This window comes from Nocardia sp. NPDC051052, assembly GCF_044456045.1.
Lineage (GTDB): Bacteria > Actinomycetota > Actinomycetes > Mycobacteriales > Mycobacteriaceae > Nocardia.
Genome location: NZ_JBITFL010000002.1, coordinates 391,052 through 416,102, shown reverse-complemented (window position 1 = coordinate 416,102; position 25,051 = coordinate 391,052). Strand labels below are relative to the sequence as shown.

The following is a 25,051-nucleotide window of genomic DNA, read 5'->3' as shown; positions in this document are numbered from 1 at the left end:
CGCCTACCTGAATGCCTTGTTCATCGCGGCAGCTGCCGCGTTCAACGCCGCCGAGGGCTCCTTGGCGCCGGTGGCGATCTGCTGCACCGCGGTCGGCAGCAGGTTCTGGCTGTCGATCTTCGACCACGCCGGTGTACTCGGCACGAACTTCGTCCCGGCCCGGAGCGATTCGACGAACGGCGTCAGGAACGCGTCGTTCGCCGCGAGGTTGTGCTGCACGCTGGACAGCGTCGGCAGGTTCCCCATCGCCACGTACATCTTTTCCTGATACTTTGCGCTGCCGAGCAATTCGACGAAGTCGACGGCCAGGCCGCGCCGCTGGCTCGCGCGGAAGACGCCGAGCAGGTTGCCGCCCGCGAAAGCCGGTGCGACGGAGCCCGTTTCGGTGCCGGGCAGCGGGATCACCGCGTATTTGCCCTTGGAGGCACCCTGGTCCATGGCCTTACGACTGAAGTCGCCACCGATCGTCATCGCGGCCTTGCCGCCCGCGAAGGCCTGCACGCTCTGGGTTCCGGTGAAGTCGGCGCACTGCGCGGGCGGGCAGATGTCGTCGTGGATCAGCTCCGAGTAGCGGGTGATCCCCTCCTTCGCCCGGTCCGAGTTGACCGTGGAGTTCCACATCGTGCCGTCGTTCTCGGCGAGCTCGCCGCGGTAGGCCCACAGGAACGGCAGCATCGCGTAGGTGTACTTGCCGCCGACCGAAATCCCGTACAGGTCCGGCTTTTTCGCGTGGATGCGGCGGGCGGTGTCGGTGAGTTCGGCCAGGGTGGCCGGTGGCCGCAGGCCCAGTTCCGTGAAGACGTCGGTGCGGTAGTAGAGCGCGCGGATGCCCGTGTACCAGGGCAGCCCGTAGACCTTGCCACCAGATTTCGCGGTTTCCAGGACTGACGGGTCGATGTCCTTGCCCTCCGGCCAGGCCGCGAGGTCGGCTCCCAGGTCGGCGAACGCGCCCGTGACGGCGTAACCCGCGAGGTCGGTGTTGCCGAACTCGGCGAGATCGGGCGCGCTGGCCGGGTCGTTGAAGGCGCCGGCGAACTTCTCCGCTCGTGCGGCGACCGGCACCCACTGCACGTCCACGTCGACATTCGGCCGGGACGCCTTGAACTCCGCGATCGCCTCGTTGATCACCGCTTCCTTCGGGGCGCGAGTCGCCTCGTCGAAAAGCCAGATCCGGACGGTGCCGGTCTTCTCGTCGCCACCCGATCCGGCCGGACCGGACTGCACCGGCGCGCACCCGGCGAGCAGGAACAGTGCGGCTCCGAGTGTGAGTGCGCGTCGCACGGCCCCGCCCGGCCGGAATTCACGGTGCAGCATCAAGGTTCTCAGGTCCCATTCATTGCATATAATGCAACGTGTATTGCGTTGCGTGCCACAATGTTTAGCATCAAGTGGGGTCACATTCAATAGGCAAATGTGATGCGGGTCGCAGATGCGTGTGGGTGCCCATGGCGGGGCTCGACGAGATCGCCTGCTGGCCTGGGCCTGGCGTCCGTTGCGGTGATGGCGGCGTCCGACGGTCGGCTCGGGTTGATCCGCAGGGCTGACGCAGGCATCGAAACGGATTGTGTCGGAATGGTATTGGCGAAATGCGATACTCGTATCGCCGTCGACTTCACCGCTGCGCTGACGGCGACTTATGCGCGGTGGTAGGTAACGGATCGGGCATGGGATCCGATCATCTGCATGTGCGCGTTTACTGCCGACCGATTCTTGGCGGGTTGGCAGCTCTGCTGCTCATCATCATGGCCCTGTTCCTGATGCCCGAGAACGAGCCCCCGATGCCCGCGAACGATCAGCAGGTGCGGACATTGCCGTACATCTCGACCCCCTCGACGACAACCGTCGACCAAATGCCTTCCGTCACAATCGATAAGCCCACGCCGGGTCGGGAGTAACGCTATGTCGTTGCCGGGTGGACGCGGCCCGCGCCGATCCGATCGATGCGGTCGCGCCCCCAGGCGCCGAGCGGTTCCAGTGCGCGGTTGAGGGCGGCGCCCGATTCGGTGAGCCGGTACTCGACGCGCGGCGGCACCTCGCGATAGACCTCGCGGGACACGATCCCGTCCTCCTCCAGCTCCCGCAGCTGCTGGATGAGCATCTTCTCCGAGACACCGGGCAGGCCGCGGCGGAGTTCACCGAACCGGCGGACGCCGTGCGTCTCCAGCTCCCACAGGATCAGCACCTTCCACTTGCCGCCGACCACGTCCATCGCCGCGTCGATGCCGCAAAAGTATGGTCCGGATCTCTTTTCGCCCATCGCCCGACCTCGCTACCTGTTCACACACCCATTGGTAAGTACCCGACCAAATAGTAGGTACTTGTCGTCATCGCTGGCAAAGAGCAAGGTTGGTTTCAGCGCGCTGACCACCCTGTTCACTGACTTTCCAAGGAGTTGACCCCACAATGGCGGAAACCAAGAACACCCCGGTGACGATCCTCGGGCTAGGCGCGATGGGCCAGGCGCTGGCCGCGACCCTGCTGAAGGGCGGCCACCCGACAACGGTGTGGAACCGCACCCCCGGCAAGGATGCCGACCTCGTCGCCGCCGGTGCTGACGGTGCCGCGTCGGTTGCCCAGGCCATCCAAGCCGCCGGGCCGATCATCGTCGTCCTGTTCGACCACGCTTCTGTGCACGCCACCCTCGACCCGGTGGCCGGCGAACTGTCCGGCAGGCAGGTCATCAACCTGACCAGCACCGCCCCCAACGAGGCCCGCGAACTCGCCACCTGGGCCGCCCGGCACGGCGTCGACTACCTCGACGGCGGCATCATGGCCGTCCCGCCGATGATCGGACAGCCCGGCGCGTCCATCCTGTACAGCGGATCGGGCGCCGTCTTCGAACAACACCGCGAAACCCTCGAATTGCTAGCGGCCGCAGAATATTTCGGCGACGACGCCGGACTGGCCTCGACCTACGACTTCGCTTTGCTCGCCATCATGTACGCCATGTTCACCGGCTTCATGCACGGCGCGGCCATGATGCGCTCGGTAGGCGTCTCAGCCAGCGCCTTCGCCGAGCGTGCCACCCCATGGGTCGCCGCCATGGCCCAGAGGCTGCCCGCCTACGGCCGGATCATCGACGGCGGCGACTACACCCAACCTATCCAATCCCTCGCCTTCCACAAAGCCGCCCTAGACGCCATCAACCGAGCCACCCGCGACGCAGGCGTCACCGTCGACTTCGTCGCCCCCATCAAAAACCTCATCGATCGTCAGGTGGCTGACGGCCACGGTTCCCAAGAGTTTGCGCGAACTATCGAAGAACTGGTCTGACGGACCTCTATCAAAGCCGAACTCTCATGCATCGCACGGGAGTTCGGCTTCTACTGAATTCGGAGATGAGGGGTTTGTCTCGGGCATATCCGGTTATGTGCTGAAGGCACCCATGACAACTAGCAGGAGGTACCGCAATGAAGTCTGCGGTGAAGCTTGCCGAGCTCGCCAAGCGTGACGGCCTGACGATCGCCGTCGCCGAATCGCTGACCGCCGGAAACCTCGCCGCGACGCTCGGCGCCGCGCCGGATTCGGCCCAGTGGTTCCGTGGGGGAGTTGTCGCCTATTCCACGATGGTCAAGTACCGCGTGCTCGACGTTCCCGACGTACCCGTTGTCTCCGAGGCGGCGGCCAGGGCGATGGCCGAAAGCGTTCGGGCACTGATGGATACTGACATCGCCGTGGCCACCACCGGCGTCGGCGGTCCGGACCCACAGGACGGCGAACCGGCCGGCTCGGTCTGGTTCGCCGTGGCCACGCGTGCGGGAGTCGACGCGGAACATCGGCATTACGACGGTGAGCCGGAAGAGGTCGTCGCCCGGTCGGTACGTCATGCGGTCGGCATGTTGCTTTCTGCGGCGAAGTCGTTCAGGTAGGAGTCGGTGCCTGCCTGGCAGGGGGCGTTGGTCGCCGGTTAGCGGCGAAGTGGCTGCGGTAGAAATTGTCGGCCCGCCGCTGGCGTGTATACGTAATGGCCACGGTTAACGGACATCGCTAGGTCAATTCAGTCTGGTCCTGAAGGCTATTGCCTAGCAGTGCGTCGAGTGATCGCGGTGCGTAGTCCTGATATCGCACCGCGAACCACCAGCCCCACTGCTACCACCGGCGCGAATATCAACCATGGCGACCGTCGGTGATAGTCGCAGTAGAACCGCAACGCGCTGCGGTGGTGGCAGCGGATCTTGCGAAACGGCGCCGACCGCATGCTGCCGCCTTCGCGGTGGCGGATCTCGACATTCGGATCGAGAACAACTCGCCATCCGGCACGGCGCATGTCCAACGCTGCTTTGGTCTCCTCGAAGTACAGAAAGTACCGAGTATCGAACCCGCCGATCGAATCGAACGCACTGCGGCGGAACAACATACAGCAACCAGAGATCCAGTCGACATCGCTGACCGCGGTGACAGGCTCACCGAAATACCGGCGCGTCGCAGGATTGCCCGGCCAAACCCCACCGAGCAATGCGTGCACGATCCCCACCGCCAGCGACGGAAACCGGCGCCCGGTCGGGTACGGCGTCCCATCGAGCCGGGCCACCCGCGGCCCGATCATCCCGATACCGTCGTCGCTCATCGCCGTCTCGACCAGCCCAGCTATCGACCCCGGCGCGAGCCTGGTGTCGGGATTGGCGACCAATATCCATTCCGCATTGGTCGCCGCGGCACCCTGGTTGATCGCCGCAGCAAGACCCACGTTCTCCCGGTTACGGATCACCCGACCACCGAACGCCTCGACCAGTTCCACGCTTCGATCAGCGGAAACATTGTCGACACCGACCACATCCAGCGCGAACGGTGCCACCGCGGTCCCTAGTGACTCCAGAAATGGCGGCAGATCCTCCGCACTCTGATACGTCACCAGAATGAGGCCGACGCTCTTATCCTCGCCGCGAGACATGCGCGCGAACCTATCAGGCGCCCCCCGCCACCCCCGCACCACCTGACTCTCCACAAAACACGTGGTCAACCGGCGATTTGGTCCACGCCGCGAGATCCTATAATCTTGCTGAGCACCACCGGTCCGGGTGGCGGAATGGCAGACGCGCTAGCTTGAGGTGCTAGTGCCCTTTAACGGGCGTGGGGGTTCAAGTCCCCCTCCGGACACGATATTTACGCACACGGGTGGTGGTGGCTGAACTTCGGCCACCACCACCCGTGTTTCGTGGTTGTAGGTCATTTTTAGGCCGAGTTGTCGGTAGACCTCGAGCTTGTCTGCGGGGTCGGCGGCTCGCAGAATCTTCATGAGTCCACCGAAGGACTTGACGAGTTGACGAATCTCGTTGCTGTTCAACGTGGGACGTGCTTTGGCCGAAGCTTCGATCGCGGTGAGTTGTGCGGCAGCGGCTTCTCGTTCGGATTGGACTTGTCGGGTCCAGGTCGCGATCAGTTGGGGGTCGGTGCCTGCTTCCAGTGCTGCCCGGTGGCTGTTGAGTTTTCGGTCGTAGTGGGCGAGTGATTGCTGAATCTCGCGTGCGGCCGCGATTGCTGCGTTGCTGTCTGGTTGGGCGTGTTGGAGCATGGCGAGGGAATGTTCGATCTGATCGCGCCGGAAGACCTGCGCGAGCCAGGAGTCGATCGGGCCGATGATTTGGTCTTCGCGTAGGTAAACGACTGTGGGGTGGTCGATCTTGTTGGCGATGGCGTATTCGGCTGGGAAGCGGCAGCGGTAGTGGGCTTGGTCGTGGTTCCAGTTGCCTTGCATCCGGCGTTTGCACGTCTCGTGGAACAGGAGTCCTTTGAAGGCGTAGGGGTGTTGAAGGCGCACTTTGCTGCGGACTGATCGTTGGTTCCGGGCGGCGAGACGCAGCTGGGTTTGTTCGAAGATCTCGGGGCTGATGAGTGCTTCGTGTGATGGTTGGTCGGAGTGGACCCAGTCCTTGATGGGGTTCCATTTCAGACGGGTTTGATGGCCGAGGGCGACGTCGTTGACGTCGATCAGGGATTCATGTTTGTGCTGCTTGTTCCATACCTCGTGGCCGGTGTAGCGGGGGTTGGTAAGTATCACGCGCACAGCGCTTTTCGACCAGGCGATCCCGGAGCGATGTTGGTTGCGTTTGCGGTCGTAGGCCGATGGGCAAGGGATATCTTGTGCTGTGAGGCGTTGGGCGATCGCGAAGATGCCGAAGCCGGCGAGATAGTCTCGGAAGATCCGCTGGACGACTGGAGCTGTGGTCGGGTCGGGTTCGAGGATGTGGAGGCGTTTACCGTCAGCGGCTTTGGCGGGGTTGGGGTGCGGGCCAGCGTCGGCGAGGCGGTAGCCGTAGGGAGGTCGGCCGCCGAGGTACCGGCCTTCGACTTGCGCTTGGGCGGCCATGGCGGCCCGCACGCGGATCTTGATCCTGTTGCGTTCACCTTTGGACATGCCGCCGAAGACCGACATGATGAGATCGTGTGCCTCGGATTCGGGGTCTATGGGGCCGCCGACCTCGGGGACCCACAGTTGCACTCCGTAGTGGACGAAGACGGGGAATGTCAGCCCGAACTGGTTGCCGTAGAAGGCGCGTTGGGGCTCGCCGATGACGACTGCATCGAACCCGCGGTCGGGGCGGGCGAGCATGTCGAGCAGCCGTGAGGCTTGTGGGCGGCGTTTCCACGGGATCGATCTGGACTGTGCGACGTCGAAGAACTCGGTGACGATGTGGCCGTGTGGTTCGATGAGAGCCTGCGCTCGCCCGCGTTGCCAGTTGCGGGAGGCGACGGGGTCTTGTTGGTCTTCGGTTGATACCCGTCCTGCGAACGCGAATCTGATCATGGTTGAGCCGCCTTCCGGTTCTCAGGGACGCACCCGGGTGCGTTTGGCCGGGCGGTGTCTAGGTGCGTGCCATACCCTGTTCGCACAAGGCTGCAGTGTTGGGCATCTACTCGAGATTGACGCGTTGAGCTCGATTGAGCCTATTCGCTTTACCGCGATGGTCGGCGGCGTGACGGAGGATGAGCTGCAGCAGTGCTTTGGCTGCCGTTGAGTCGAGCACGGGCGGGTTGTCCGGGCAGATGACTGTGAACTCGTCGTTGTCCTGGTTGCGACTATCTGCGGTGTCGTGCCCTTCACCGCGGGTCATGACTGCTCTGACGTAGGTGCTTGCAGTCGTTCGGGGGGAAGTGCCGATTTGTACGTGGAGTCAGGAGCGGCGTTGGCAAGAGCGGGACTGGCCAGTCGTGATCGATCGAGAGCATGGGAGATCGGCCTTCCGCCGATCGTCCCGTCAAACCCTTAGACCATCAAACCCGATCTTCGGCGAGGCCGCTAGTGGCGGTGCTCACCCACCATCATTCGGCTTCAACACCGGTTCCATCAGAACCTTCGCTGGCACCAAAGTTCTTGTTGCCGAGGGTGCGTTCGACCCAGGTGAGGGTGGTGTGTCGGAGCCAGTGGGTGGTGATGTGTTGGGCTGGTGACCAGGGCAGGTGGGTGCCGGTGCGTTTCCAGAGGTGTTCGTAGCGTCGGCGGGCGATAGGTTTGCCGTTGCGGTAGCGCAGGAGCTGACTGTTGGGTGGGCTGCCGCGTTGTTCTGGCGGAACAGATGGTGCATGAGGGTGGGGGAGACCGGTTGCCAGCGGTCGATGCCTTCCTTCTCGCGCAGCAGGATCAGGCATTGGTGCGGGTCGAGGTCACACGGGCGCAGGTTCAATGCGCCACTGCGGCGGCAGGCCGTTTCGGTGTGTAAGCGCAGGAGCAGGGTATCGAGTTCGCGGTCGCTGCCGGTGAGAGGCGACTTGGCAGATCTCGGCCAGCCGCGGTGAAGGAATCGCTTGGCGGTGCGACGGTGGCCGGGCAGGCATGGTCAAGGCGCGGGCGGGGTTGTGCGCTGGATGGATCCAGTTGTTGTCTTCGGCATAGCGGTAGAGGCAGCGCACGGTGCTGATGAAGTGTTCGCGGGCGCTGGCGCCGTTGCGGGTACCACGGCTGGTCTTGACGTTGGCTTGGACGTGTCGTGCTCGTTGGTCGAGTTCAGCTTTGGTGACTTGGTCCAATTGTCGGTCGTGCCAGAGGTTTTCGAGCCAGCGCAGGTGGGTGTTGTAGGTGCGCAGGGTTCCTGGGGTGAGGGTGGTGCGCAGTTGCGGGATCGCTTGGCTGAAGGTGGGTGCTGGGTGGGTGTCGGTGAGGAGGTCGGCGGGTGTGATGCCGATCTGCGAGAGCAGGATTCGGGTGGTGGCGATGGCGGCGGGGTCCGCGACGCTGCGGACGGGTGTGGTCATCTCCTATATCGCCTGGTTTCGCGGCTGCCCGAAGGTGGCGTGTAGTGCTGGTGGTGGGTATATCGCGAGTTGCTGATCGGTGGGGTGGGCGACGAGCAGGACTTTGTCGCCGACGTTGAGGTCGGCGATGCGGCGTTGCCGGTAGGGGACACGGAAATGGTGGTTCGCGCTCACGTGCGTCTCGCCGTACTCGCTGGGGTGGACGAGCACGGCACCGTCAGGGCAGCAGCTGATATCGAGTCGGGTGCCGGCGGGCCAATCCATTGCGGTGAGTAGGTGTTTGTCGTGGATGCGTCCGGCATCACCGACGGTGCACATGCCGTAGACGATGTCGCGGTCGATCGGTTGCGTGACCGGTGGTGGTGCGGTACGCAGGGTTTCGATCAATTCGTCTATCGGTGTCAGGGGTGGGATGGCCGGTGGGACCAGCACGGCGCGCACCTTCTTACGGTGGTGGCGCTGCGGTGGGATGTATTGCTCGTGTTCGGTTGTGGGTGTGTGCTGGTGTTGTGGTGTGACGGGGTGCGCTAAATGCTGCCTCCAGGGGTGAGGCACTCGACCGCACGGCCTGGGGTGCGGTCAGCCGCACCGCCGGGTGCGCGAACGATGACGGAGGGCATTCGACCACGCTTGTTCGGGTGCCTGACTATCCTCGCCGCCCTAGGCGTCTCGCCAGCCCTGCCCATCCTTACCGGTACCGCGATCCTGGCCTCGCTGCTACGCCAACCCCCTCGTCGACCGTGTTCCTGATCGCCATGGCCGTGCTGCTAGGTGCGTCGGTCAACGTCGCGGTCTGCTGGGCGCCGCCGCCAGCGGCCAGGTCGGTGAGGTAGCGGCGCCGCGGCTGGGGAGGTTCTACTCTTGTCGTGTGCTGTGGTGCTGCGGCCCCGGCGGCCTGCACGGTGGGCCGCGCCCCGGACCTCCTCCGGTCTTCACCAGTCCGGTAAACACTGTCCCTCGGAAATCCCTGCGCGGCGCGCCACGTCCCGATGCCGTTCCTCCGGACCACTCCGGCGTTGGACGGCCGCGCTGATGATCATGCCGGGCGCAGAATGGCTCGTGCCGGGCCACACCGCGATCGACTGGTGCGGCAGGATTATTGCAGCTGGTCGGGATGCCGAGCTCGGCGAGTAGGTGTCGTACGCGGGTTTCGATTTCTTCGCGGATTGGTCGACGACCCACAGATGAACATCACCGACGTCCAATGGATCCTCGGGCACGCCTCTTTGGCCACGACGCAGCAGTGAGTGGGCGAAACCCTTACGCGGAACGGCAATTTCGGGGTCAGGACAGCACGGCTTCGATCAGGTGCGGTCCTGGTTCTCGGGTCGCGGCGGCGAACTGGTCGGCGAGTTGTTCGGCTGTGGTGGCGCGGGTCGCGGGCACGCCCATGCCGTGGCTGAGGGCGACGAAGTCGAGATCCGGATGGGAGAGGTCGAGCATTCGGGTGGAAGCGCTGCCATTGGCTTGTGCGCCGACGCGATCGAGTTCCGAGCGCAGGATAGCGTAGGACTTGTTGTTGAGCACGACGGTGGTGATGTCCAGGTTTTCCCGGGCTTGGGTCCATAGGGCGGAAATGGTGTACATGGCGCTGCCGTCGGCCTCCAGGCACACGACCGGTCGATCGGGACAGGCCACCGCGGCACCGACCGAGAGTGGAAGGCCTTGGCCGACAGCCAATCCGACCAGCCCGAGTCCGTCGTGGGCAGGTGCGCCCGCGGTGGCCGCCGCCAACGTCTGCATGCCCGCGGTGATCGATTCGTCGCAGACGATCGCGTCCTGTGGCAGCAGTCCGCCGATGACCCACGCCCAGTTGGCTTGGGTGAGTACACCTTTGGGCAGGGCGGTGAGAGTTGCGGGTGCGGGGCAGGGTTTCAGCTCCGGTGCGATCCGGTCGGCGATACTGGTCAGGCCGGAGAGAACCGGGGTGAACTCGTCAGCGAGGACGTGCAGATTGATTCCCGCGGGAACGAGGTTTCCGTCCTGGCCGGGATAGCCGAAAGACGCTACGGGCGAACGGGCTCCGGCGAGTATCAGATGACGCACTCCCGCCATCTGGGCGCGCACGTCTTCGCTGCGGTAGGCGAGCGGAGTCACCGTCGGTATTCCCGCTCCTCGACGCAGCGTTGCGGGCCAGGTCGGACAGAACAGGAGTGTTCCGGTGGCCTGGGCGATGCGGTCGGCCGCGTTGAGCCCGTCCTCGGTGAGGGCGTCGCCGTCGAGCAGCAGGGCGGTCTTTTCGCCGGAACGCAGGATCTTCTCCGCGGCGTCGGAGGCGACGACGGCATCTAGGGCAGGCCGGTTCCGCAGTGCGGGCGCTGCCACGCTTACCCGTCGACCACGACAGGTCGGCGGGTACCACCACCGTCGCTATGGATCCGGAGGTACCGGTGCGCTGCGCGACCGAATCCTCGAATCCTCTCGTGGCGGCGATCGCGGCGGCGATGTTGCGGCCGAGTCCAGCGCTGTCGGCCGGACGGTACAGCCAGGCGGAGACCGATCCGGCGACCGCGTCGATGTCGGAGTCGAGCGGGGAATCGAGGGGTTTGTGGTCGCGCGAGTGGTCCCCGACAATATTGAGCACGGGGGTGCCGGCGCGGCGGGCGTTGTGGAGATTGGCCAGTCCGTTTCCGAGGCCGGGGCCCAGGTGCAGCAATGTCGCCGCGGGCCGTCGCGTCATGCGGCCGTATCCGTCCGCCGCGCCGGTCGCGACCCCCTCGAACAGGCAGAGGATGCCGCGCATTTCCGGGTATCGGTCCAGCGCGGCGATGAAGTGCATCTCCGATGTGCCCGGGTTACCGAAACATACTCCGACATCGCTGTCGAGCATCGTTTCGATGATTACTTCAGCGCCGTTCATTCTTTGCTCCAGTTGTTCCGCTTCACCGGCTCTTCCGCTCCTAGGCAGCGAACTATCCACCGATAACCACCGGATTCACCTGCCGAGGCCCTGCCGCAGACCAGGAAACACCGTGCCGTAGCGGCATACTCAAACCCTGACTTCGCATGCGCCAGGGCGCATTTCACGCCGATTGAATATCGGACCTCTTGACCTTGCCGTTGCGGCACGGTCAAAACTGTTGTCCGGCCAATTTACGCGACGATTTAGGAGGCATCATGAATCAGTACCCCGCTCCACCCCCGGTATCGCAGGACCGTCAATTCGACCTCGGTCAGCACCTTCGCTTGTCCATCCTCATCTCGGCCCATGAAACCGGTGGCCAATTCGACCTGAGCGAGGTCACGTTGCCCGGCGGGGCGTGGACTCCGTTGCATCTGCATACACGTTATGAGGAGCGGCTGTGGGTGGTCTCCGGTGCTTTGACCGTGTGGTCGGGACCGGACACGTTCACCCTGGGACCGGGCGACTTCTACGCGATTGCGAAGAACACTCCGCACACCATCAACGCCAGCCCGGATGGTGCACGTGCGCTCAATCTGACCAATCCCGGTAAGTTCGCTGAACTCATCAGCCGGACTGGAACACCTGCGCACTTGGCGACGCCGGAGACCGAATGGGATATGGCATTGTTCCAAGCGGTGACCGACGAATTCGGCGACGTTATCCTTGGCCCGCCCGGAATGACCCCGGCCGAGCTGGATTCGACGGCGCGTCAATAACGGGTCCGCGCACCGTCGGTGTCAGTTCCAGGCCGTCATGAAATCATGCTCAGCGACGCAATGGGCTGGCTACCACGTTGGCGGCCGACATGGACACCGGGCGCTCGACAATCTCGACCGCGCTGCGGCGGCACGGTCAAATCAGAAATCGGCGCAAACGTGCCCGTCGGCCCTCGGATCCGAGAGGACACCGTGATCCGACAGCGTGGTCGATCGGCAATTCGGGTGGGCCCTCACCGCCGTGACCGAGTTCATCCGGTCAGGTCGACTTGACCCTGCCGTGGCGGCAGGGTGTGCACTCCCTACCAGCGAGCGTTCTCGTGCGACAGCGGGACCGCGCTGAAACATTTCTGGGAGCAATGAATTGATATGGGGACTCCGGTGACCGAGAGTGAAGACCTGCCGACCAATTGGGGGAGATGGGGCGAGCACGACGAGCGGGGCACCCTGAACCTGATCACCGCCGAGGTGCAGGCCGCCGCAGTCGCCGAGGCACGCAGCGGGCGGACCGTGTCGATCTCGCGGCCCATGCCGACGTCACCCTTGGTCGCCGGGCCCGGCGCGCCTCTGGGCGCGCACTCGATCGGGGTGATGCAGGCGGGGCTGTTCACCGGTACCGCCCCGCTGGCCACGGCCGAACTGGTCATCATGATGACGCACCATCCCGAAGTGACACACTTCGACTCCCTGGTGCATCAGGTCGTGGATGGCAAGGTGTACCCGGGGATCGCGTTGGAGCAGGCCGGTGGTGCGGAGGGCTACCGGCACGGGTCCACCGCGATATTCGCCCACGGTGTGGTAACCCGCGGCGTCCTGGTCGATCTGGCCGCCGATGGCCCATTGCCCGACGGCCACGGGGTGACCGGCGCGGAGCTCGAGCAGGCATGTGTGCGAGCCGGGGTGCAGGTGCGTAGTGGGGACGCGTTGGTGGTGCGTGGCGGCTGGGACTATGCGGCCAGTCGGCACCGACGTATTCCGGGTCTGACTCTCGACGCGGTCGCGTGGATGCACCGGTACGACGTGGCTGTCTATGCCGGTGACATCGGCGACGGGCGCCCGCCGGTCGATCCCCGCGTTCCGGGTCCGTTGCACCGAGTGGCTCTGGCTCGCTTGGGGATGCCCTTGATCGACGTCGCCGCCCCCGCCGAGCTGGCGGCCGCTTGTGTCGAGGAGGGCCGGTCGACCTTCCTGTTCGTTGCCGCGCCTCCGAGGCTCGGTGCCGCGAGCGGCGTGCCGGTCAATCCGCTCGCCATCTTCTGAAGGTAGAGACTGTTTCATGAGTGTGATCGGTGGCTCCGTGTTTCCGGTGCGGTCCGATATCCGGGTGCGGCAGGTTGATCTCGGCCGGGGCGGCTCGGTCAGCACGGTCGGGATGTTCCGCTGGCTGGAAGACGCTATGAGTTGCTGGTTTGACTGTGCCGCAGCGACACAGTGTCTGCTGGTGCGGTGTGTTCGCGGCGGGTGGATCGGGTTCCGAAGGAGGGATTGTGATGGCTTGGAGTACGCGTGAGATCGCCGATCTTGCCGGCACCAGTGTGCGGGCGGTGCGGCACTATCACGAGATCGGCTTGCTGGCCGAGCCCGAGCGGCGGTCCAACGGTTACAAGCTCTACGGTGTGCCGCACCTGGTGCGCCTGCTGCGGATAAAACGCCTTGTCGATCTGGGTTTCTCGCTGGCCCGGATCGCGGAGATGGGTGATATGACCCACCATCCCGAACAGGCGCTGCGCACATTGGATGCCGAGCTCGCGGCGACCGTCGAACGGCTGCAACGGATCCGCACCGAACTGGCACTGAGCCTGAGCCAGGCCACACCGACCGACCTGCCGACCCCATTGGCTACAGCCGCCGTCGAAGTGGACCTGTCCGACGCCGATCGCGCACTGGCTGTTGTGCTGACCCGCGTGCTGAGCCCCGCGACGCTGGATGCTTACGCCGACATGCTGCAGTCTTACTTCGCACACCCTGCGGTCACCGAATTCGGCCGGTTGCCCGCCGATGCCGACGAGTGTGTCCGGCATGAATGCGCGGAGCGACTGGCCCGGCTCGTGCGTCAGCTGTTCGGTAGTCATCCGGACCTGAAGGACCTCACCGTCGGGGCGCCACGTGGGGCACGGGTCGCCACGGAAACGATCGGCCTGGCTCTGAACGAGCTATACACCCCCGTTCAGCTCGATGTGCTCCGCCGCCTCGCCGAGCTGCTGGCCGCGAGTTCCAGTGGGGAGCACTGACCGCACCGTGAATTTCAGCCAACACCCAATCAAGACGAGGAAGTACCCGTATGACAGTGACATTCGATGCGATCAAAGACGATTTCTTTCGGTTCACCCGGGAGATCGTCTGGTCCACTGTCACTTCGGTGGGCAGTGGCGGCCGACCGCGTTCACGGATTCTGCATCCGTTGTGGGAGATGGACGACGACCGACCGGTGGGGTTCATCGCAACCGGTAAGACGCCGGTGAAGGTTCGTCACTTGGCCGCGAATCCTGTTGTGGCGTTCTCGTATTGGAGCCCCGCCCAGCATGTCGTGCAGGGCGAAGCCGTCGCGACATGGGTAGCGGACGCGGCGGTGAAACACCGCGTATGGAACCTGTTCATGACGACCCCGCCGCCTCTCGGCTACGATCTGCGGCAATTCTCACCCGGCCCGGACAGTGAGCAATTCACAGTGCTGCGTCTGGAACCCGAACGTATCCAGGTGCTCGACGGGGCAGGCTTTCCGGCCAACTTCACGCCTCGGATCGCCGTGCTCGGGGCCGCATCCACCAGCACCGTGAGCACGTCCGTGGACCACGCGGCAACCAACGGCTCCATCGTCGTTCGACATGCCGACCTTGCTGTCGAGACCGAGGAGATCACCGCACTGCTGGTGGATTACATGACGACGGCGCAGCGACAACTCCTCGAGACATTCGGCATCCAGGATGCACTCACCGATGTATCCCGCGTGCGCGCGTCTCTGCAGGAGTACGCCCACTCGCCGAATATCGTAGTGGTAGCGCAGGATTCCAATCGTGGACTGGTCGGGGTGGCCGGGCTGCGGATCCTCGGCCCCGGCGTCGCCGAGGTGAAGCGGATGTACGTCGTTCCCGACGTCCGTGGCCAGCACGTCGGTTCGCGTTTGCTCGACTACCTGCTCAGCGAGGCCGCGCAACGAGGAATGTCCACCGTGCGGCTCGACACCGCCCGGTTCATGGTCGATGCCCAACGGTTGTATCGCTCACGCGGATTCGTCGAACGGCCGCCCTACCCGCAGACGGAAATACCACAGGGGCTGCAGCGCTACTGGATCTTCTTCGAGTTACGGACGGATGGCCTGGTCGACGAGGGCGTCGATGAGATCGTCGATGCCCGGACCTGACTCGGCGGGAACCTGATTCAGGATGATCGTCACCGCGCGGTCGCGGGTAGCGCCGCCGGCGGTGTAGAAGCCGGGGACGCTCCCACCGTGACCCCACGTTTCGACACCGGACGCGGTGGTCCCGCCGAACAGCCCTAATCCGATCCGATGCGATGAGTACGGGTCGGGGATGGTGCGCTGCATCTCGGCCAGTTGTGCCGGTGGCACCACCGTGCCCGACAACAAGGCGATGAAGAAATGGTTCAAATCGTGGCCGGTGGAAACCATGGCGCCGTCCGGCAGACCGCCGTTGGGGTCGATATCGGTGATGTCGACGCGCCCGCCGTCGGACTCGAGGTAGGCCCGCGGGTGCGGGCCGCGGATGACACTGTCGATCGGGTACCGAGGCCAATACGTGTCGCGCAGTCCCAACGGGCCGATGATACGTTGGGCCACTTCGACATCGACCGCCACGCCGGTCACCCGTTCGATCAGTTGTCCGGCCAGCAGGTAGTTGGTGTTGGAGTACTCGAAACTGGTGCCGGGGGAGAACGGGGCGGGCTGAACCAGACCGAGCCGGATCAGGTCGCTGATCGAGTGGGATTGCGTGAGTGCTTCGACGGAGTCGAGATCCATTCGGGAGAGATAGTCCGGGATTCCGCTGTTGTGCTGCAACAGATTTCGCACGGTTACCCGATTGCCGTCGCCGCCGGGGCCGGTGACGATGCCGGGGAGATAGCGTGCCACGGGAGCGTCGAGTTCCACGCGGTTCTCCGCGACCAGCTGCAGCACGACCGAGGCGACGAATGTCTTGGTGTTGCTCGCGATCCGCGCGCGTGCGGCGTCGGGGAAGACGGCTCCGGTGGTTGTGTCGGCCACGCCGCTGGTGAGTTGGACATCATGTCCGTCGCGGGTGAGCACCAATTGCGCTCCGGGAACACCGGCGTCGCGCAGGAGCTGATCCAGCAGCGCTTGCAGACGGGTGGGGGATTTCGGTATGTCGCCGTCGGCACACGCGCCGATCGCGGCGGGGACGGCCAGCACAAGGACTGCCGCCACGGTGAGGGGCCACTTCAATTCTCTTTACCTCCAACAGATTCCGACGGTATGCAAGTAGGGTTGCGTCGCCGCCACGAGCCGGGATGAGGTTGACCTCGAGCTGTTCGAGCAACCGATAGGGCGCCGGACACTCGGCAGTCGTTCCATGCCGCCGTGGCACGGTCAAGCCAGAAGCAACGAACTGCCCTTGCTTCGTGGTGGATTCGGTCACGAACGGACATGCTCGAACTGCACCCGACGTGGCCGAAGTTGTTCGGGTCGAGCATCGCCATCAGGGCTGTGAAACATCTTCTGTCGCAGGAAGAATCATCGTCCGGCGGCTTCGCGCGAGGCCTGGCTGGTACCCGGAGTCGGAGTCGGAGTAGAGCTTGCGAATGGTGAGTACCGTCTGCTCGACGTGATCGATACGGGCGCCCGATTCGAATCGGCTGGTGACAACAGGGCCCGTCAGGCCGCCAGAAGTGCCCGCGTGACGTCGTCCGGGTGGGTAAGCATCGACTCGTGACCGCCCGGGATGATCACTGGTGTCAACCCCACTCGTGCAGCGAACTCGGCCCCGGGACGGGCTAGCGCGCGGTCGTCCTCGCTGAGGATGTAAGCGGCTGGAATACCCAGCGTGGTGACCGCCGGGACGTCGAGCGCTTCGAGGAAGTACGCGCCGGGCTGCGCCACGAGCAACTCGAAGAACAGTCTCTGCGCGTCTGCGGTCTGGTCGGGTAGCAGTAGCGGCACCTGCTCCGGTACCACGGACATGCTCCCGTCCGGCGACGCCGCGATCGCAGTCTTGATCATCACCGAGTAATCCTCGTTCTCGTCGACAAGCGGCACACCGCGCTCCGGCACCAACGCGTTGTAATAGATCACCTTCGTAACGCGCCCGGCGAGCTCGTGTGCGGCACCGGTAACGACATACCCACCCCTACTGTGTGCCACCAGGGTCACCTGCTCCAAGCCGCGCTTCTCGATCTCGCTCACCACGTGGGCCACCGCGTCGGACAAATGCAGCCCGGTCGGCGAGTCTCCATCGGCGAGGCCGGGCAGGGTCAGTGTCAGCGCCTGCTGTCCGGCGGCACGCAGGCGCCGAGCTACCGGCTGCCAGGACCAGCCGCCCTGCCAAGCTCCGGGAACCAGCACGAACGTCGACGAATTTCCAGTCATGTGTGTACAGCCTTCCGCGATCGATGTGCTCCGGCCGTGTCGAAGCACCTCGACCGGTCCGATGCTCGGGTGACACTGTCGGGTATGCCGCTGCGGCAAGGTCAAGGGACTCCGACGTCGAGTAGGCGAATCACGGGTGAAACTCCAGCTTCACCCGTGATCATTCGAAGAGTCAGAGGTCGGGTTTGCGGACGAGGACGAGTCGTCCCAGTGGATTGTCGATGATCTCGGGGCGTTCGAACCCGGATGTAGTTGCCTCGGCGGCGAGGGCTTGCGCGGACAGCCCGAAGGCGGCGTCCTGCTGTCGGAAGAAGAGCCGATCGAGCACAGCGCGCAGAGTGGGCTCGGCCAACGGCAGCGGTGGGAAGTCCTCCTGCATCAGCAGCAGGCCGCCCGGGCGCAGTGCGCGCAGGATGACCGCGAGGGTGGCGGCGCGTGCGTCGGTGGTGAAAAAGGCTTGCGCCCAATAGCACACGGGGAAGACGGCTTCGTAGGTCAGGACACGGGCGTCGACGGTTCGGATCTCCACGCGGTCGGCGACATCGGCGTCTTCGGCGCGGCGGCGAAGCTCGGCAGCGACCTCCGGGACGACTTCGACTCCGACGGCGCGCAGTGTGTCGAACAGCGACAGCGTCGTCAGGAGCCCGCCCCCCACTCCGCTGCCGACGTCGAGCACGGGACCGCCCTGGTCGAGTCGGTCCCGAAATTCCGGTAGCGACTGGAACAGGAGCTGGTACAGCTGCTGTGCCCCGTCGTCGGGCCGCACGCCCCAGTCGCGGGCGAGGACCAGTGCCTGCTCCCCGGCGAGGCCGGGCGGGTCGGCGATCGGCCGCACCGCCCGCCCGACCTGGTGCCGTGCCAGGTCCAGCGCATCGAGCACGGCCGACATCTCGATGCCGGACACGCCCGCAACAAGAGCATCGAAGGTGGGGGTCAGCCGAAACGAGGCCTCGTCGGCCTCCACTATTCCCGCCACAGTGAACACTGCCTGGACATTCAAAGCCTGCTCGACCGCAACGCCCTGTGCGGCGGCTAGTTCCGCAGAGGTGGTCGCTGTGCGCAGCTGGTCGAGCCAACCCGCCTCGTGGGCGGATCGAATGAGCTCGAGCAGTTCCATACCCTCGGCCCAGCTCTTCATAGCGGCTTTTGCCGCCAGTCCGGCCTGGATCCTGTCCACATCTTCTGTCTGTCCAACGTTTTCGTGCACTGCCACGTCCTCTCCACGGGAAATATCCGCCGACAACACCGGATGCTCACCGAACCCGGTCACAGTTCAGAACACACCCAGCCGCAGCGGCACACGCAACTCGACTTCGCATGTGCTAGTGCGCATTTGCGCCAACTGACCGCTCCGCTGTGGGGCACCCGAAACTGTCGTTCGAGCGTCGGACGGGACTGGGGTTCCTCGGCCCGACCGGACCGAGTGCACCGATCATGGCCGCAACGCGAGCGTGGCGGTTTGCTGCGCTGCCAGGGCGGCGAGGTAGTACCAGGCCATGATCGCGCGGAGCAGTTCGTCGACACTCGAGGTCGGTACCAGAGGGTGTGGGCGTCGATTCGCTGGGTGCCCGGCGTGACCGCGGCGAGGTCGGCGCCCAGCGCAGACGCGAAATCGACTGCGAGATCCAGTCGCTCCGGAACGCGCCGCACGAGCAGATCGGAAGCCCCGGCAGTCGTCTGGGCCACGACGTCCTCGATTGCGGCGCATGCGGTCGCGGGCTGGAGCGAGTCCGTCGCCGACCACCCGATCGACTTCTTCGTTTCCACCGTCCGGACACCGGGAAATGCTTCACGTGCTTCCGTGCAGATCCGGTCGTCTCCGGTGAGCGCGCCACCGAATGAGCAATCCTCCGGCACCACTCTGAGCCGCATACAGACCACCGTGCTCGGAATCGCCTTGACCGCGGCGATAAGCGGCCCGCCACCGTCCTGCAAGCCTCGCGGATGGCCCGTGGCGAGGGTGCAGCCGAAGTGTCGATGACGAACACAGCAAGTGCCTGTTCGTGCAGTTGCCACCGCATCGATCCAGGGGAACCCATCAAGTCGATGTGATCCAGTGCGCGTCTTGACCGTGCCCCCACGGCATGCCCGACAGTGTCGTTCGGGGACAGGACATCTAGGAGTCGAATTTTCATGTACGACGTCATCGTGGTCGGCGCGCGCTGCGCTGGTTCACCATTGGCCATGCTGCTTGCCCGCCGCGGGCACCGGGTACTGGTGGTCGACCGGAATCCTTTTCCCAGCGACACCCTCTCCACGCACTACATCCATCAGCCGGGCATAGCCCGGCTGCGAGACTGGGGTCTGCTGGACAAACTAATTGCCACCGGTGTACCGCCGCTGCGTCGATGGCACGCCTCGCCGACACTGCGCGGATTCGCCGAGGTCGAGGGCATCACCGAGACCTACGCCCCGCGCCGGACCCTGCTGGACGCGCTGTTGGTCGATGCCGCGCGCGCCGCCGGCGCCGCGGTGATCGAGAGGTTCACCGTCACCGAACTGATCTGGGATGATGGGCGGGTCGCCGGTGTCCGAGGCTCTTCTTCGGTCACCGGCGAGCAGGAATTCCGTGCGACCTTGGTCGTCGGCGCGGACGGCCGCAATTCCACGGTCGCCACACTGGTGGACGCCGAATATCACCGGGTGGTCCCGGCCTTCAGCTTCGCCTCCTATACCTATTACGACGGACTGGACTGGGAGCCGCAACTCATGTTCGGATCCGATCCTCAGGTGTTCGGCAGTTGGCCCACCAACGACGGCCGGCACCTGGTCGCTGTCATGCGCCAGCTCGACCGGTACTCGGAATTCCGCGCGAATGTGGCAGGCAATTTCCAGCAGGTGGTCGATCAGGTCCTGCCCGAGTACGGCGCCCAGCTTCGCGACGCCGAGCGTGCCGAACCGTTCCGCACGCTTCGCTATCCGGACAACTACTATCGTCGCTCCGCAGGCCCCGGCTGGGCGCTGGTCGGCGACGCCGGCTACCACAAGGATCCAGTGACGGGGTGGGGCATCTCCGACGCGCTGGTCTATGGTGAGCTGCTCGCGGACAAGCTGCATGCGGGCCTGTCCGGCGAGCAACCCGTCGACGAGGCAGTGCGCGAGTACGAGCGACTACGCGACGAACGCACCGCCGACACCTTCGATTTCACCTGCACGCGCGCCGAGATGAAGCCGCTCTCCCCCCTGCACCAGGCCGTAGTCGAGGCCGCCAGCGGCAGCGCGCTGGGGCGGAATCGATACTTCACCATGGTCGGCGGCGGTATGAAAAGCTCCGAATTCTTCGCCCGCGACAATCTGCAGGCGCTCTACGACGCGGCGGGCACGCCCGGCGCCGATCGTCTGTTTCCCACCGAATCCTGCTAGGAGGAATCTGCCATGCGCATCGGCATCACGCTCGACTATCAACAGACCGGGCCGGACGGAATGTCGCGGCTTCTCGACGACCTGCGTCAAGCCGTCGAGGAAGGTTTCGAATCCGCTTGGCTGCCACAGATGTTCGGCATGGACGCGCTGACCGCACTCGCGGTGGGCGGCAGCCAAGTTCCGGGAATCCGGCTGGGCGTCGGGGTCGTACCCACCTATCCGCGCCATCCCGGCGTACTCGCGCAGCAGGCGCGCACCACCGCGCTCGCGGTCGGGCCGGGGCGGCTGAGTCTAGGTATAGGGGTGTCGGGCAAGTTCGTTGTCGAGCAGATGTACGGCTACGACTACGCCAGACCGGTGAGGCACCTGCGGGAGTACCTGTCGGTGCTGTCGCCGCTGTTGGACGGACAGTCGGTGTCTTACACCGGCGAAACGATCCGTGCCAACCTTACGCTGGATGCGATGGGGGAGGAGCGGATACCCGTGCTGGTGCGCTGGGCCCGCAGATGCTCGAGCTGGCCGGTCGCCACACCGACGGCGCAATGCTCTGGCTGACCGGACCGGCGACCATCCGCTCGCATATCGTGCCGGCCCTGTCCGCCGCGGCCACCGCAGCCGGGCGGCCCGCGCCACGCGTGGTGTGCTTGTTACCGGTGTGCGTCACCGACCACGCCGACGAGGCACGTGCGGCGGCCGCCAAGATATTCGAGCTCTACGGCACATTGCCGAACTACCGCGCCGTGTTGGACCGGGAGGGAGCCGAGGGGCCCGCCGATGTAGCCATCATCGGTACCGAGGAGCAGGTGGTGACTCGGATCCGTGAGATATTCACCGCGGGCGCAACGGAATTCGTCGGCACATTGTTCACCGGAGGCGAATCCGCCGCACGCACACGCGCCCTGCTCGCGGAACTGGCCGCCCGAATCCGATCGAAAGTTGTTGATGTGATCGGGAAATCAGGGCAGCAGTCAATGTGGTCGAGAAACGCTGGTGGACAATGAAATCCAATATCTATACAGGATCTGTGGTTGCTGTGACGGGCGCGGCGTCCGGCACCGGGCGGGAATTGGCGTGGAACTCGACCGTCGGGGGGCGCGCCTCGCGCTCGCGGGGACCTCACCGAAACTCGACACCGTCGCGCCGTGCCTGGGGACGTTGTGCTATCCGACGTCGATGTCGGGGACCGAAATGCCGTGGCAAAGTTCGCGAAGTCGGCCGTTGAGCATTTCAGCGGAGTCGACATCTTGATCAACTGTGCCGGAATCGCGCATTCCGGAACGGTTGCTTCGACTTCGGACGACGATTTCGAGGCTGTCATGCGCGCCGACTATTAGGGAGTGTCAACGGTACCAAGGCCTTTCTGCCGTACATGCTCGAAGCGCGTTCGCCAACCTGCGATTCGCCGTCGAACCAACGGAATTGGCACACCCCAGCAGCTACATCACCAACGGGCACGCGACATTGCCGGTCTATCTGGACTGAGGTGCCGAGACTGTCGATGGGGCCGCGGTTGACGTGCCGGGAAACGCCCCTGGATCAGAAGGGATCTCGATGAACTATCCACTGCCCACCGGAGCTGCCGACTCCGAACGGCTGGACCTGCTCGACGACGTCTACGGTGATGCGACCCGCAGAATTCTGCAACAGATCGGCGCAGGCCCGGACCTGCACGTGGTGGATCTTGGGTGCGGCAGCGGCACGGTGTCCACCTGGTTGGCCGAGCAGGTCGGCTCCGGCGGGTCGGTGACCGGTGTGGACCTCGCATCCGATCAACTGCGACTGACCGAGCAGCGTGCGCACGACGCCGGTCTGGACAATGTGCGGACAGTGCAGGCAGATGTGTCCGATACCGGTCTTCCCGGTGCCACGTTCGACCTGGTCTACTGCCGGTTCGTCCTGAGCCACCTGCGCGATCCGGTTTCTGTTCTGCGCGAAGCCGCCCGGCTGGCCGGGCCGGGTGGCCACGTCGTCTGTTTCGAGGTCGATGTGAGCGGCCTCGCCAGCCGTCCCGAAACCGCCGCCTATCGGCGGTTGTGTGAGGTAGTGCTGGCCGCCGGACACGCGCACGGCATCGATTACGAAATCGGCGCACGTTTGCACACCCTGTTCCGTACCGCCGGCTTAGACGTCACGGGTATGGATCAGATCCACCCTCTCTACCTCGGCAGCGAGCGGAAGGCCTTGTGGGAGCGAACGTTTCACGCAGTACAGCAGCACATCGTCGGTTCGGGCGTCATCACGTCCGAAGAATTCCGCGCCTTGATGCGCGAGGTCGCCGCCGTGACCTCCAATGGACTGATCGCCATCGCACAGTCACGACTGGTCGCATGCTGGGGGAGGGTCGAGCAATCCACGTGAACAACTGTCGGCAACAGTGAACGCGGCGGTCCTGTGGTCGGCTCAACAGCGAATGCGCGGTGGCGGCCTCCACCGAAAGGCTGACTGTTCCAGCCGTTCAGCGGGTGTCTGGCCGCCTGCCCGCCTGGCTACGCTCCGGTTCGATCGCGGTACCGGCACCTCGATGGACTGCGGTCAGCTTCCTGCACGACGCAGCGAAATGGGGGTGCAACTCCGGCGGTTCACTGCTCGCGCGGAGACGGACCGCGCCGCGCCCGAATACGAAGGATGAGTCGTAACAGTGAATCCGCACCACGACGAGGCGGACGAGCACCACGCCCGGACGACCATCATTGTCGCCGACCGGGTCTTCGTGCCCACGCGCGACGTCGAAACGTTCGTCGCCGAAGCCCAGTCGACCTACCCGATCGCCGCGGCGAATGCCGGAAACGTACTGATCTCTTTCACCCTGCACGACGCGGCGTCCGGGACCGTCACGGTGCTCGAGCAATGGTCATCGCAGGAAGCCCTCGACCGACACCTCGCCACACCAGAGGTCAAGGCGCTCTTCACCGAATGGAGCCCCCATATGCGCAATGAGGTGCGCAAATTCGACGTGACCAACGAAAGAGACCCGCGTTCTCTCTGATCGTCAGCATTCACTCACCAGAGGCACCAACACCGGAAAGCAGGAACAAAGTGGACAACTTCAAAGGCCGGACGGCCTTCATCACCGGCGGTGCGCGGGGCATCGGGCTCGGCATAGCACGTGCCTGCGCCAAGGCCGGTATCACCCTGGCCCTCGTCGACGTCGACGAGAACGCACTCGCTCAGGCAAGGACCGAACTGTCGGACCTGACCAGAACCGAGACATACCTCCTCGACGTCCGCGACCGCGAGGCCTACGAACGCGTTGCCGACCAAGTCGAATCCGATCTCGGCCCCGTGTCGCTGCTGTTCAACAACGCCGGTGTGCACGAATTCGTCTCGCCCACCCAGATGAACTACGCCCTCTGGGACTGGGTGATCGGCGTCAACCTCGGCGGCGTCTACAACGGCATGCAGACCTTCGTGCCACGCATGATCAATCGGGGCGGTGATTCCTACATCGTCAATTCCGCGTCGGCAGCGGGATTGGTACTCGCCGGAACTGGGTTCCTGTATGAAACATCGAAATTCGGAATCGTCGGCCTGACTGAGTCGATGCGCGCGGAACTGGCCGGATTCGGCATCGGCGTCAGCCTCCTGTGCCCCGGCGCGGTCGCCACCGACATTCTCCGCAACGCCCAGCGGCTGCGACCGGAGCACGCGCCCGCCCAGTCACAGCAGCACGCCGAGACACTCGAAAAGGCCCACGCGGTCCTGAACAACAGCAATGTAACCAACGACGATGTCGGGCAGCTGGCCCTCGACGCGATCCGCGAGGAGCGCCTCTACATCCCCACCGACGATTCCGTCGCGCCAGCTCTCACGGCCCGGACCGAGGCAATCATTGCCGCGATGTCGTCGGCTCGGCATGTGGCCGAGTTCGCCGGATGGGACGGGTCGACGACATGACAGTGTCAGCTCAACGGATCAGCTCATAAAACCGGTAAGCCACGCGCACCGCCGACTAAACCATGGATCCATGGATGCAGAGTTTGGGTAGCCGCTGGTCTGCTTAGCCTTTCCACTGTTGTTCCCGCTCGTAGGGACGGCTTATCGGTGTTCAGGCGGTTGAGAGTGTGTGTCGAGGATGATGAATCTTGCTGCGCGACTGCTGGTTCGGAGGTGGTCCCTATAGGATGAGCAGGTACGCGCGCGGTGGCGTGTTCACTGCCGCCGAACGGGCCCGGCGTGCAGCGGTACTGATGGACACGGCCGAGGGCCAAGCGTCGGTGCATCCGAGCGGTGAGTAGCGGCCGCCGCAGTCATGATCGGCTGGGACACGGCTGCGACATGATGGGGACGCCGTCTCGACACTGGTGCGGCAGAGTGCGTGTC

General features: G+C 64.7%; 24 protein-coding genes, 1 tRNA gene and 2 pseudogenes. 15 read left to right on the top strand and 12 right to left on the bottom strand.

Annotated features, from left to right (window positions below):
* Window positions 1–3 precede the first annotated feature (3 nt).
* Complete coding sequence (locus ACIBCN_RS06955) at window positions 4–1,281, bottom strand: extracellular solute-binding protein (protein ID WP_396990563.1); 1,278 nt, start codon at window positions 1,279–1,281, stop codon at window positions 4–6.
* A gap of 383 nt (window positions 1,282–1,664) precedes the next feature.
* On the opposite strand from ACIBCN_RS06955, the gene ACIBCN_RS06950 reads away from it, so the two are divergent.
* Window positions 1,665–1,895: a hypothetical protein gene (locus tag ACIBCN_RS06950; RefSeq protein WP_396990562.1), complete on the top strand. Its 231-nt coding sequence runs from the start codon at window positions 1,665–1,667 to the stop codon at window positions 1,893–1,895.
* 2 nt (window positions 1,896–1,897) lie between these two features.
* On the opposite strand, the gene ACIBCN_RS06945 is transcribed toward ACIBCN_RS06950, so the two are convergent.
* Window positions 1,898–2,257, bottom strand: a complete 360-nt coding sequence (locus tag ACIBCN_RS06945; protein ID WP_396990561.1) for a winged helix-turn-helix transcriptional regulator — start codon at window positions 2,255–2,257, stop codon at window positions 1,898–1,900.
* A gap of 146 nt (window positions 2,258–2,403) precedes the next feature.
* Here ACIBCN_RS06945 and ACIBCN_RS06940 point away from each other — a divergent pair, with 146 nt between their 5' ends.
* Together ACIBCN_RS06940 and ACIBCN_RS06935 are read left to right on the top strand one after the other, a co-directional pair.
* Complete coding sequence (locus ACIBCN_RS06940; RefSeq protein ID WP_396990560.1) at window positions 2,404–3,273, top strand: NAD(P)-dependent oxidoreductase; 870 nt, start codon at window positions 2,404–2,406, stop codon at window positions 3,271–3,273.
* Window positions 3,274–3,410: 137 nt separating this feature from the next.
* Window positions 3,411–3,869 carry a CinA family protein gene (locus tag ACIBCN_RS06935; RefSeq protein WP_396990559.1) on the top strand — a complete coding sequence of 153 codons (459 nt, stop codon included), beginning with the start codon at window positions 3,411–3,413 and terminating at the stop codon, window positions 3,867–3,869.
* A gap of 146 nt (window positions 3,870–4,015) precedes the next feature.
* Here ACIBCN_RS06935 and ACIBCN_RS06930 read toward each other — a convergent pair whose 3' ends face one another.
* Window positions 4,016–4,891, bottom strand: coding sequence for a glycosyltransferase family 2 protein (locus tag ACIBCN_RS06930; protein WP_396990558.1), 876 nt, complete (start codon window positions 4,889–4,891; stop codon window positions 4,016–4,018).
* A gap of 121 nt (window positions 4,892–5,012) precedes the next feature.
* Here ACIBCN_RS06930 and ACIBCN_RS06925 point away from each other — a divergent pair.
* Window positions 5,013–5,097: transfer RNA gene (locus tag ACIBCN_RS06925), tRNA-Leu, on the top strand.
* Window positions 5,098–5,845: 748 nt separating this feature from the next.
* On the opposite strand, the pseudogene ACIBCN_RS06920 reads toward ACIBCN_RS06925, so the two are convergent.
* The 5 genes and pseudogenes from ACIBCN_RS06920 to ACIBCN_RS06900 all read right to left on the bottom strand — a co-directional run.
* Window positions 5,846–6,745: pseudogene (locus ACIBCN_RS06920) on the bottom strand (recombinase family protein); the annotation flags it as partial.
* A gap of 106 nt (window positions 6,746–6,851) precedes the next feature.
* Window positions 6,852–7,052: a hypothetical protein gene (locus tag ACIBCN_RS06915; RefSeq protein ID WP_396990557.1), complete on the bottom strand. Its 201-nt coding sequence runs from the start codon at window positions 7,050–7,052 to the stop codon at window positions 6,852–6,854.
* 550 nt (window positions 7,053–7,602) lie between these two features.
* Complete coding sequence (locus tag ACIBCN_RS06910; protein ID WP_396990556.1) at window positions 7,603–8,190, bottom strand: hypothetical protein; 588 nt, start codon at window positions 8,188–8,190, stop codon at window positions 7,603–7,605.
* Between the two features lie 3 nt (window positions 8,191–8,193).
* Window positions 8,194–8,622, bottom strand: a complete 429-nt coding sequence (locus ACIBCN_RS06905; protein WP_396990555.1) for a hypothetical protein — start codon at window positions 8,620–8,622, stop codon at window positions 8,194–8,196.
* Between the two features lie 852 nt (window positions 8,623–9,474).
* Window positions 9,475–11,050, bottom strand: a pseudogene (locus ACIBCN_RS06900) (acetolactate synthase large subunit).
* Window positions 11,051–11,238: 188 nt separating this feature from the next.
* On the opposite strand from ACIBCN_RS06900, the gene ACIBCN_RS06895 reads away from it, so the two are divergent.
* From ACIBCN_RS06895 to ACIBCN_RS06880, 4 genes are all read left to right on the top strand, one after another.
* Entirely contained in the window at window positions 11,239–11,811 is a 573-nt protein-coding gene (locus tag ACIBCN_RS06895) for a cupin domain-containing protein (protein ID WP_396990554.1), read from the top strand.
* Window positions 11,812–12,192: 381 nt separating this feature from the next.
* Window positions 12,193–13,071: a cyclase family protein gene (locus ACIBCN_RS06890; RefSeq protein WP_396990553.1), complete on the top strand. Its 879-nt coding sequence runs from the start codon at window positions 12,193–12,195 to the stop codon at window positions 13,069–13,071.
* 230 nt (window positions 13,072–13,301) lie between these two features.
* On the top strand, window positions 13,302–14,042 hold the full coding sequence (locus tag ACIBCN_RS06885) for a MerR family transcriptional regulator (RefSeq protein WP_396990552.1): 741 nt from the start codon (window positions 13,302–13,304) through the stop codon (window positions 14,040–14,042).
* Window positions 14,043–14,092: 50 nt separating this feature from the next.
* A complete protein-coding gene (locus tag ACIBCN_RS06880; protein WP_396990551.1) occupies window positions 14,093–15,172 on the top strand; it encodes a GNAT family N-acetyltransferase in 1,080 nt (359 codons plus the stop codon).
* Here ACIBCN_RS06880 and ACIBCN_RS06875 read toward each other — a convergent pair.
* The 4 genes from ACIBCN_RS06875 to ACIBCN_RS06860 all read right to left on the bottom strand — a co-directional run bounded on the left by ACIBCN_RS06875 (window position 15,113) and on the right by ACIBCN_RS06860 (window position 19,240).
* Window positions 15,113–16,228, bottom strand: coding sequence for a serine hydrolase domain-containing protein (locus ACIBCN_RS06875; protein ID WP_396990550.1), 1,116 nt, complete (start codon window positions 16,226–16,228; stop codon window positions 15,113–15,115). The two genes, ACIBCN_RS06880 and ACIBCN_RS06875, sit on opposite strands and share 60 nt — an antisense overlap.
* A gap of 429 nt (window positions 16,229–16,657) precedes the next feature.
* On the bottom strand, window positions 16,658–17,368 hold the full coding sequence (locus ACIBCN_RS06870) for an alpha/beta fold hydrolase (RefSeq protein ID WP_396990549.1): 711 nt from the start codon (window positions 17,366–17,368) through the stop codon (window positions 16,658–16,660).
* Between the two features lie 172 nt (window positions 17,369–17,540).
* Entirely contained in the window at window positions 17,541–18,581 is a 1,041-nt protein-coding gene (locus ACIBCN_RS06865) for an SAM-dependent methyltransferase (RefSeq protein ID WP_396990548.1), read from the bottom strand.
* Between the two features lie 53 nt (window positions 18,582–18,634).
* Window positions 18,635–19,240 (bottom strand): M55 family metallopeptidase, encoded by a 606-nt coding sequence (locus tag ACIBCN_RS06860; protein ID WP_396990547.1) that lies wholly within the window; start codon window positions 19,238–19,240, stop codon window positions 18,635–18,637.
* Between the two features lie 261 nt (window positions 19,241–19,501).
* Here ACIBCN_RS06860 and ACIBCN_RS06855 point away from each other — a divergent pair, with 261 nt between their 5' ends.
* The 7 genes from ACIBCN_RS06855 (at window position 19,502) to ACIBCN_RS06825 (ending at window position 24,625) form a co-directional block, all read left to right on the top strand.
* A complete protein-coding gene (locus tag ACIBCN_RS06855; RefSeq protein WP_396990546.1) occupies window positions 19,502–20,731 on the top strand; it encodes an NAD(P)/FAD-dependent oxidoreductase in 1,230 nt (409 codons plus the stop codon).
* A gap of 12 nt (window positions 20,732–20,743) precedes the next feature.
* Window positions 20,744–21,286 (top strand): LLM class flavin-dependent oxidoreductase, encoded by a 543-nt coding sequence (locus ACIBCN_RS06850; protein ID WP_396990545.1) that lies wholly within the window; start codon window positions 20,744–20,746, stop codon window positions 21,284–21,286.
* Window positions 21,274–21,732 carry an LLM class flavin-dependent oxidoreductase gene (locus ACIBCN_RS06845; RefSeq protein WP_396990544.1) on the top strand — a complete coding sequence of 153 codons (459 nt, stop codon included), beginning with the start codon at window positions 21,274–21,276 and terminating at the stop codon, window positions 21,730–21,732. The genes ACIBCN_RS06850 and ACIBCN_RS06845 overlap by 13 nt, the downstream gene beginning before the upstream one ends.
* Window positions 21,733–21,873: 141 nt before the next feature.
* Complete coding sequence (locus tag ACIBCN_RS06840) at window positions 21,874–22,065, top strand: SDR family NAD(P)-dependent oxidoreductase (protein WP_396990543.1); 192 nt, start codon at window positions 21,874–21,876, stop codon at window positions 22,063–22,065.
* Between the two features lie 217 nt (window positions 22,066–22,282).
* Window positions 22,283–23,089 (top strand): class I SAM-dependent methyltransferase, encoded by an 807-nt coding sequence (locus tag ACIBCN_RS06835; RefSeq protein WP_396990542.1) that lies wholly within the window; start codon window positions 22,283–22,285, stop codon window positions 23,087–23,089.
* A gap of 280 nt (window positions 23,090–23,369) precedes the next feature.
* A complete protein-coding gene (locus ACIBCN_RS06830) occupies window positions 23,370–23,717 on the top strand; it encodes a putative quinol monooxygenase (protein WP_396990541.1) in 348 nt (115 codons plus the stop codon).
* Window positions 23,718–23,767: 50 nt separating this feature from the next.
* Window positions 23,768–24,625 (top strand): SDR family oxidoreductase, encoded by an 858-nt coding sequence (locus ACIBCN_RS06825; protein ID WP_396990539.1) that lies wholly within the window; start codon window positions 23,768–23,770, stop codon window positions 24,623–24,625.
* Window positions 24,626–25,051 lie beyond the last annotated feature (426 nt).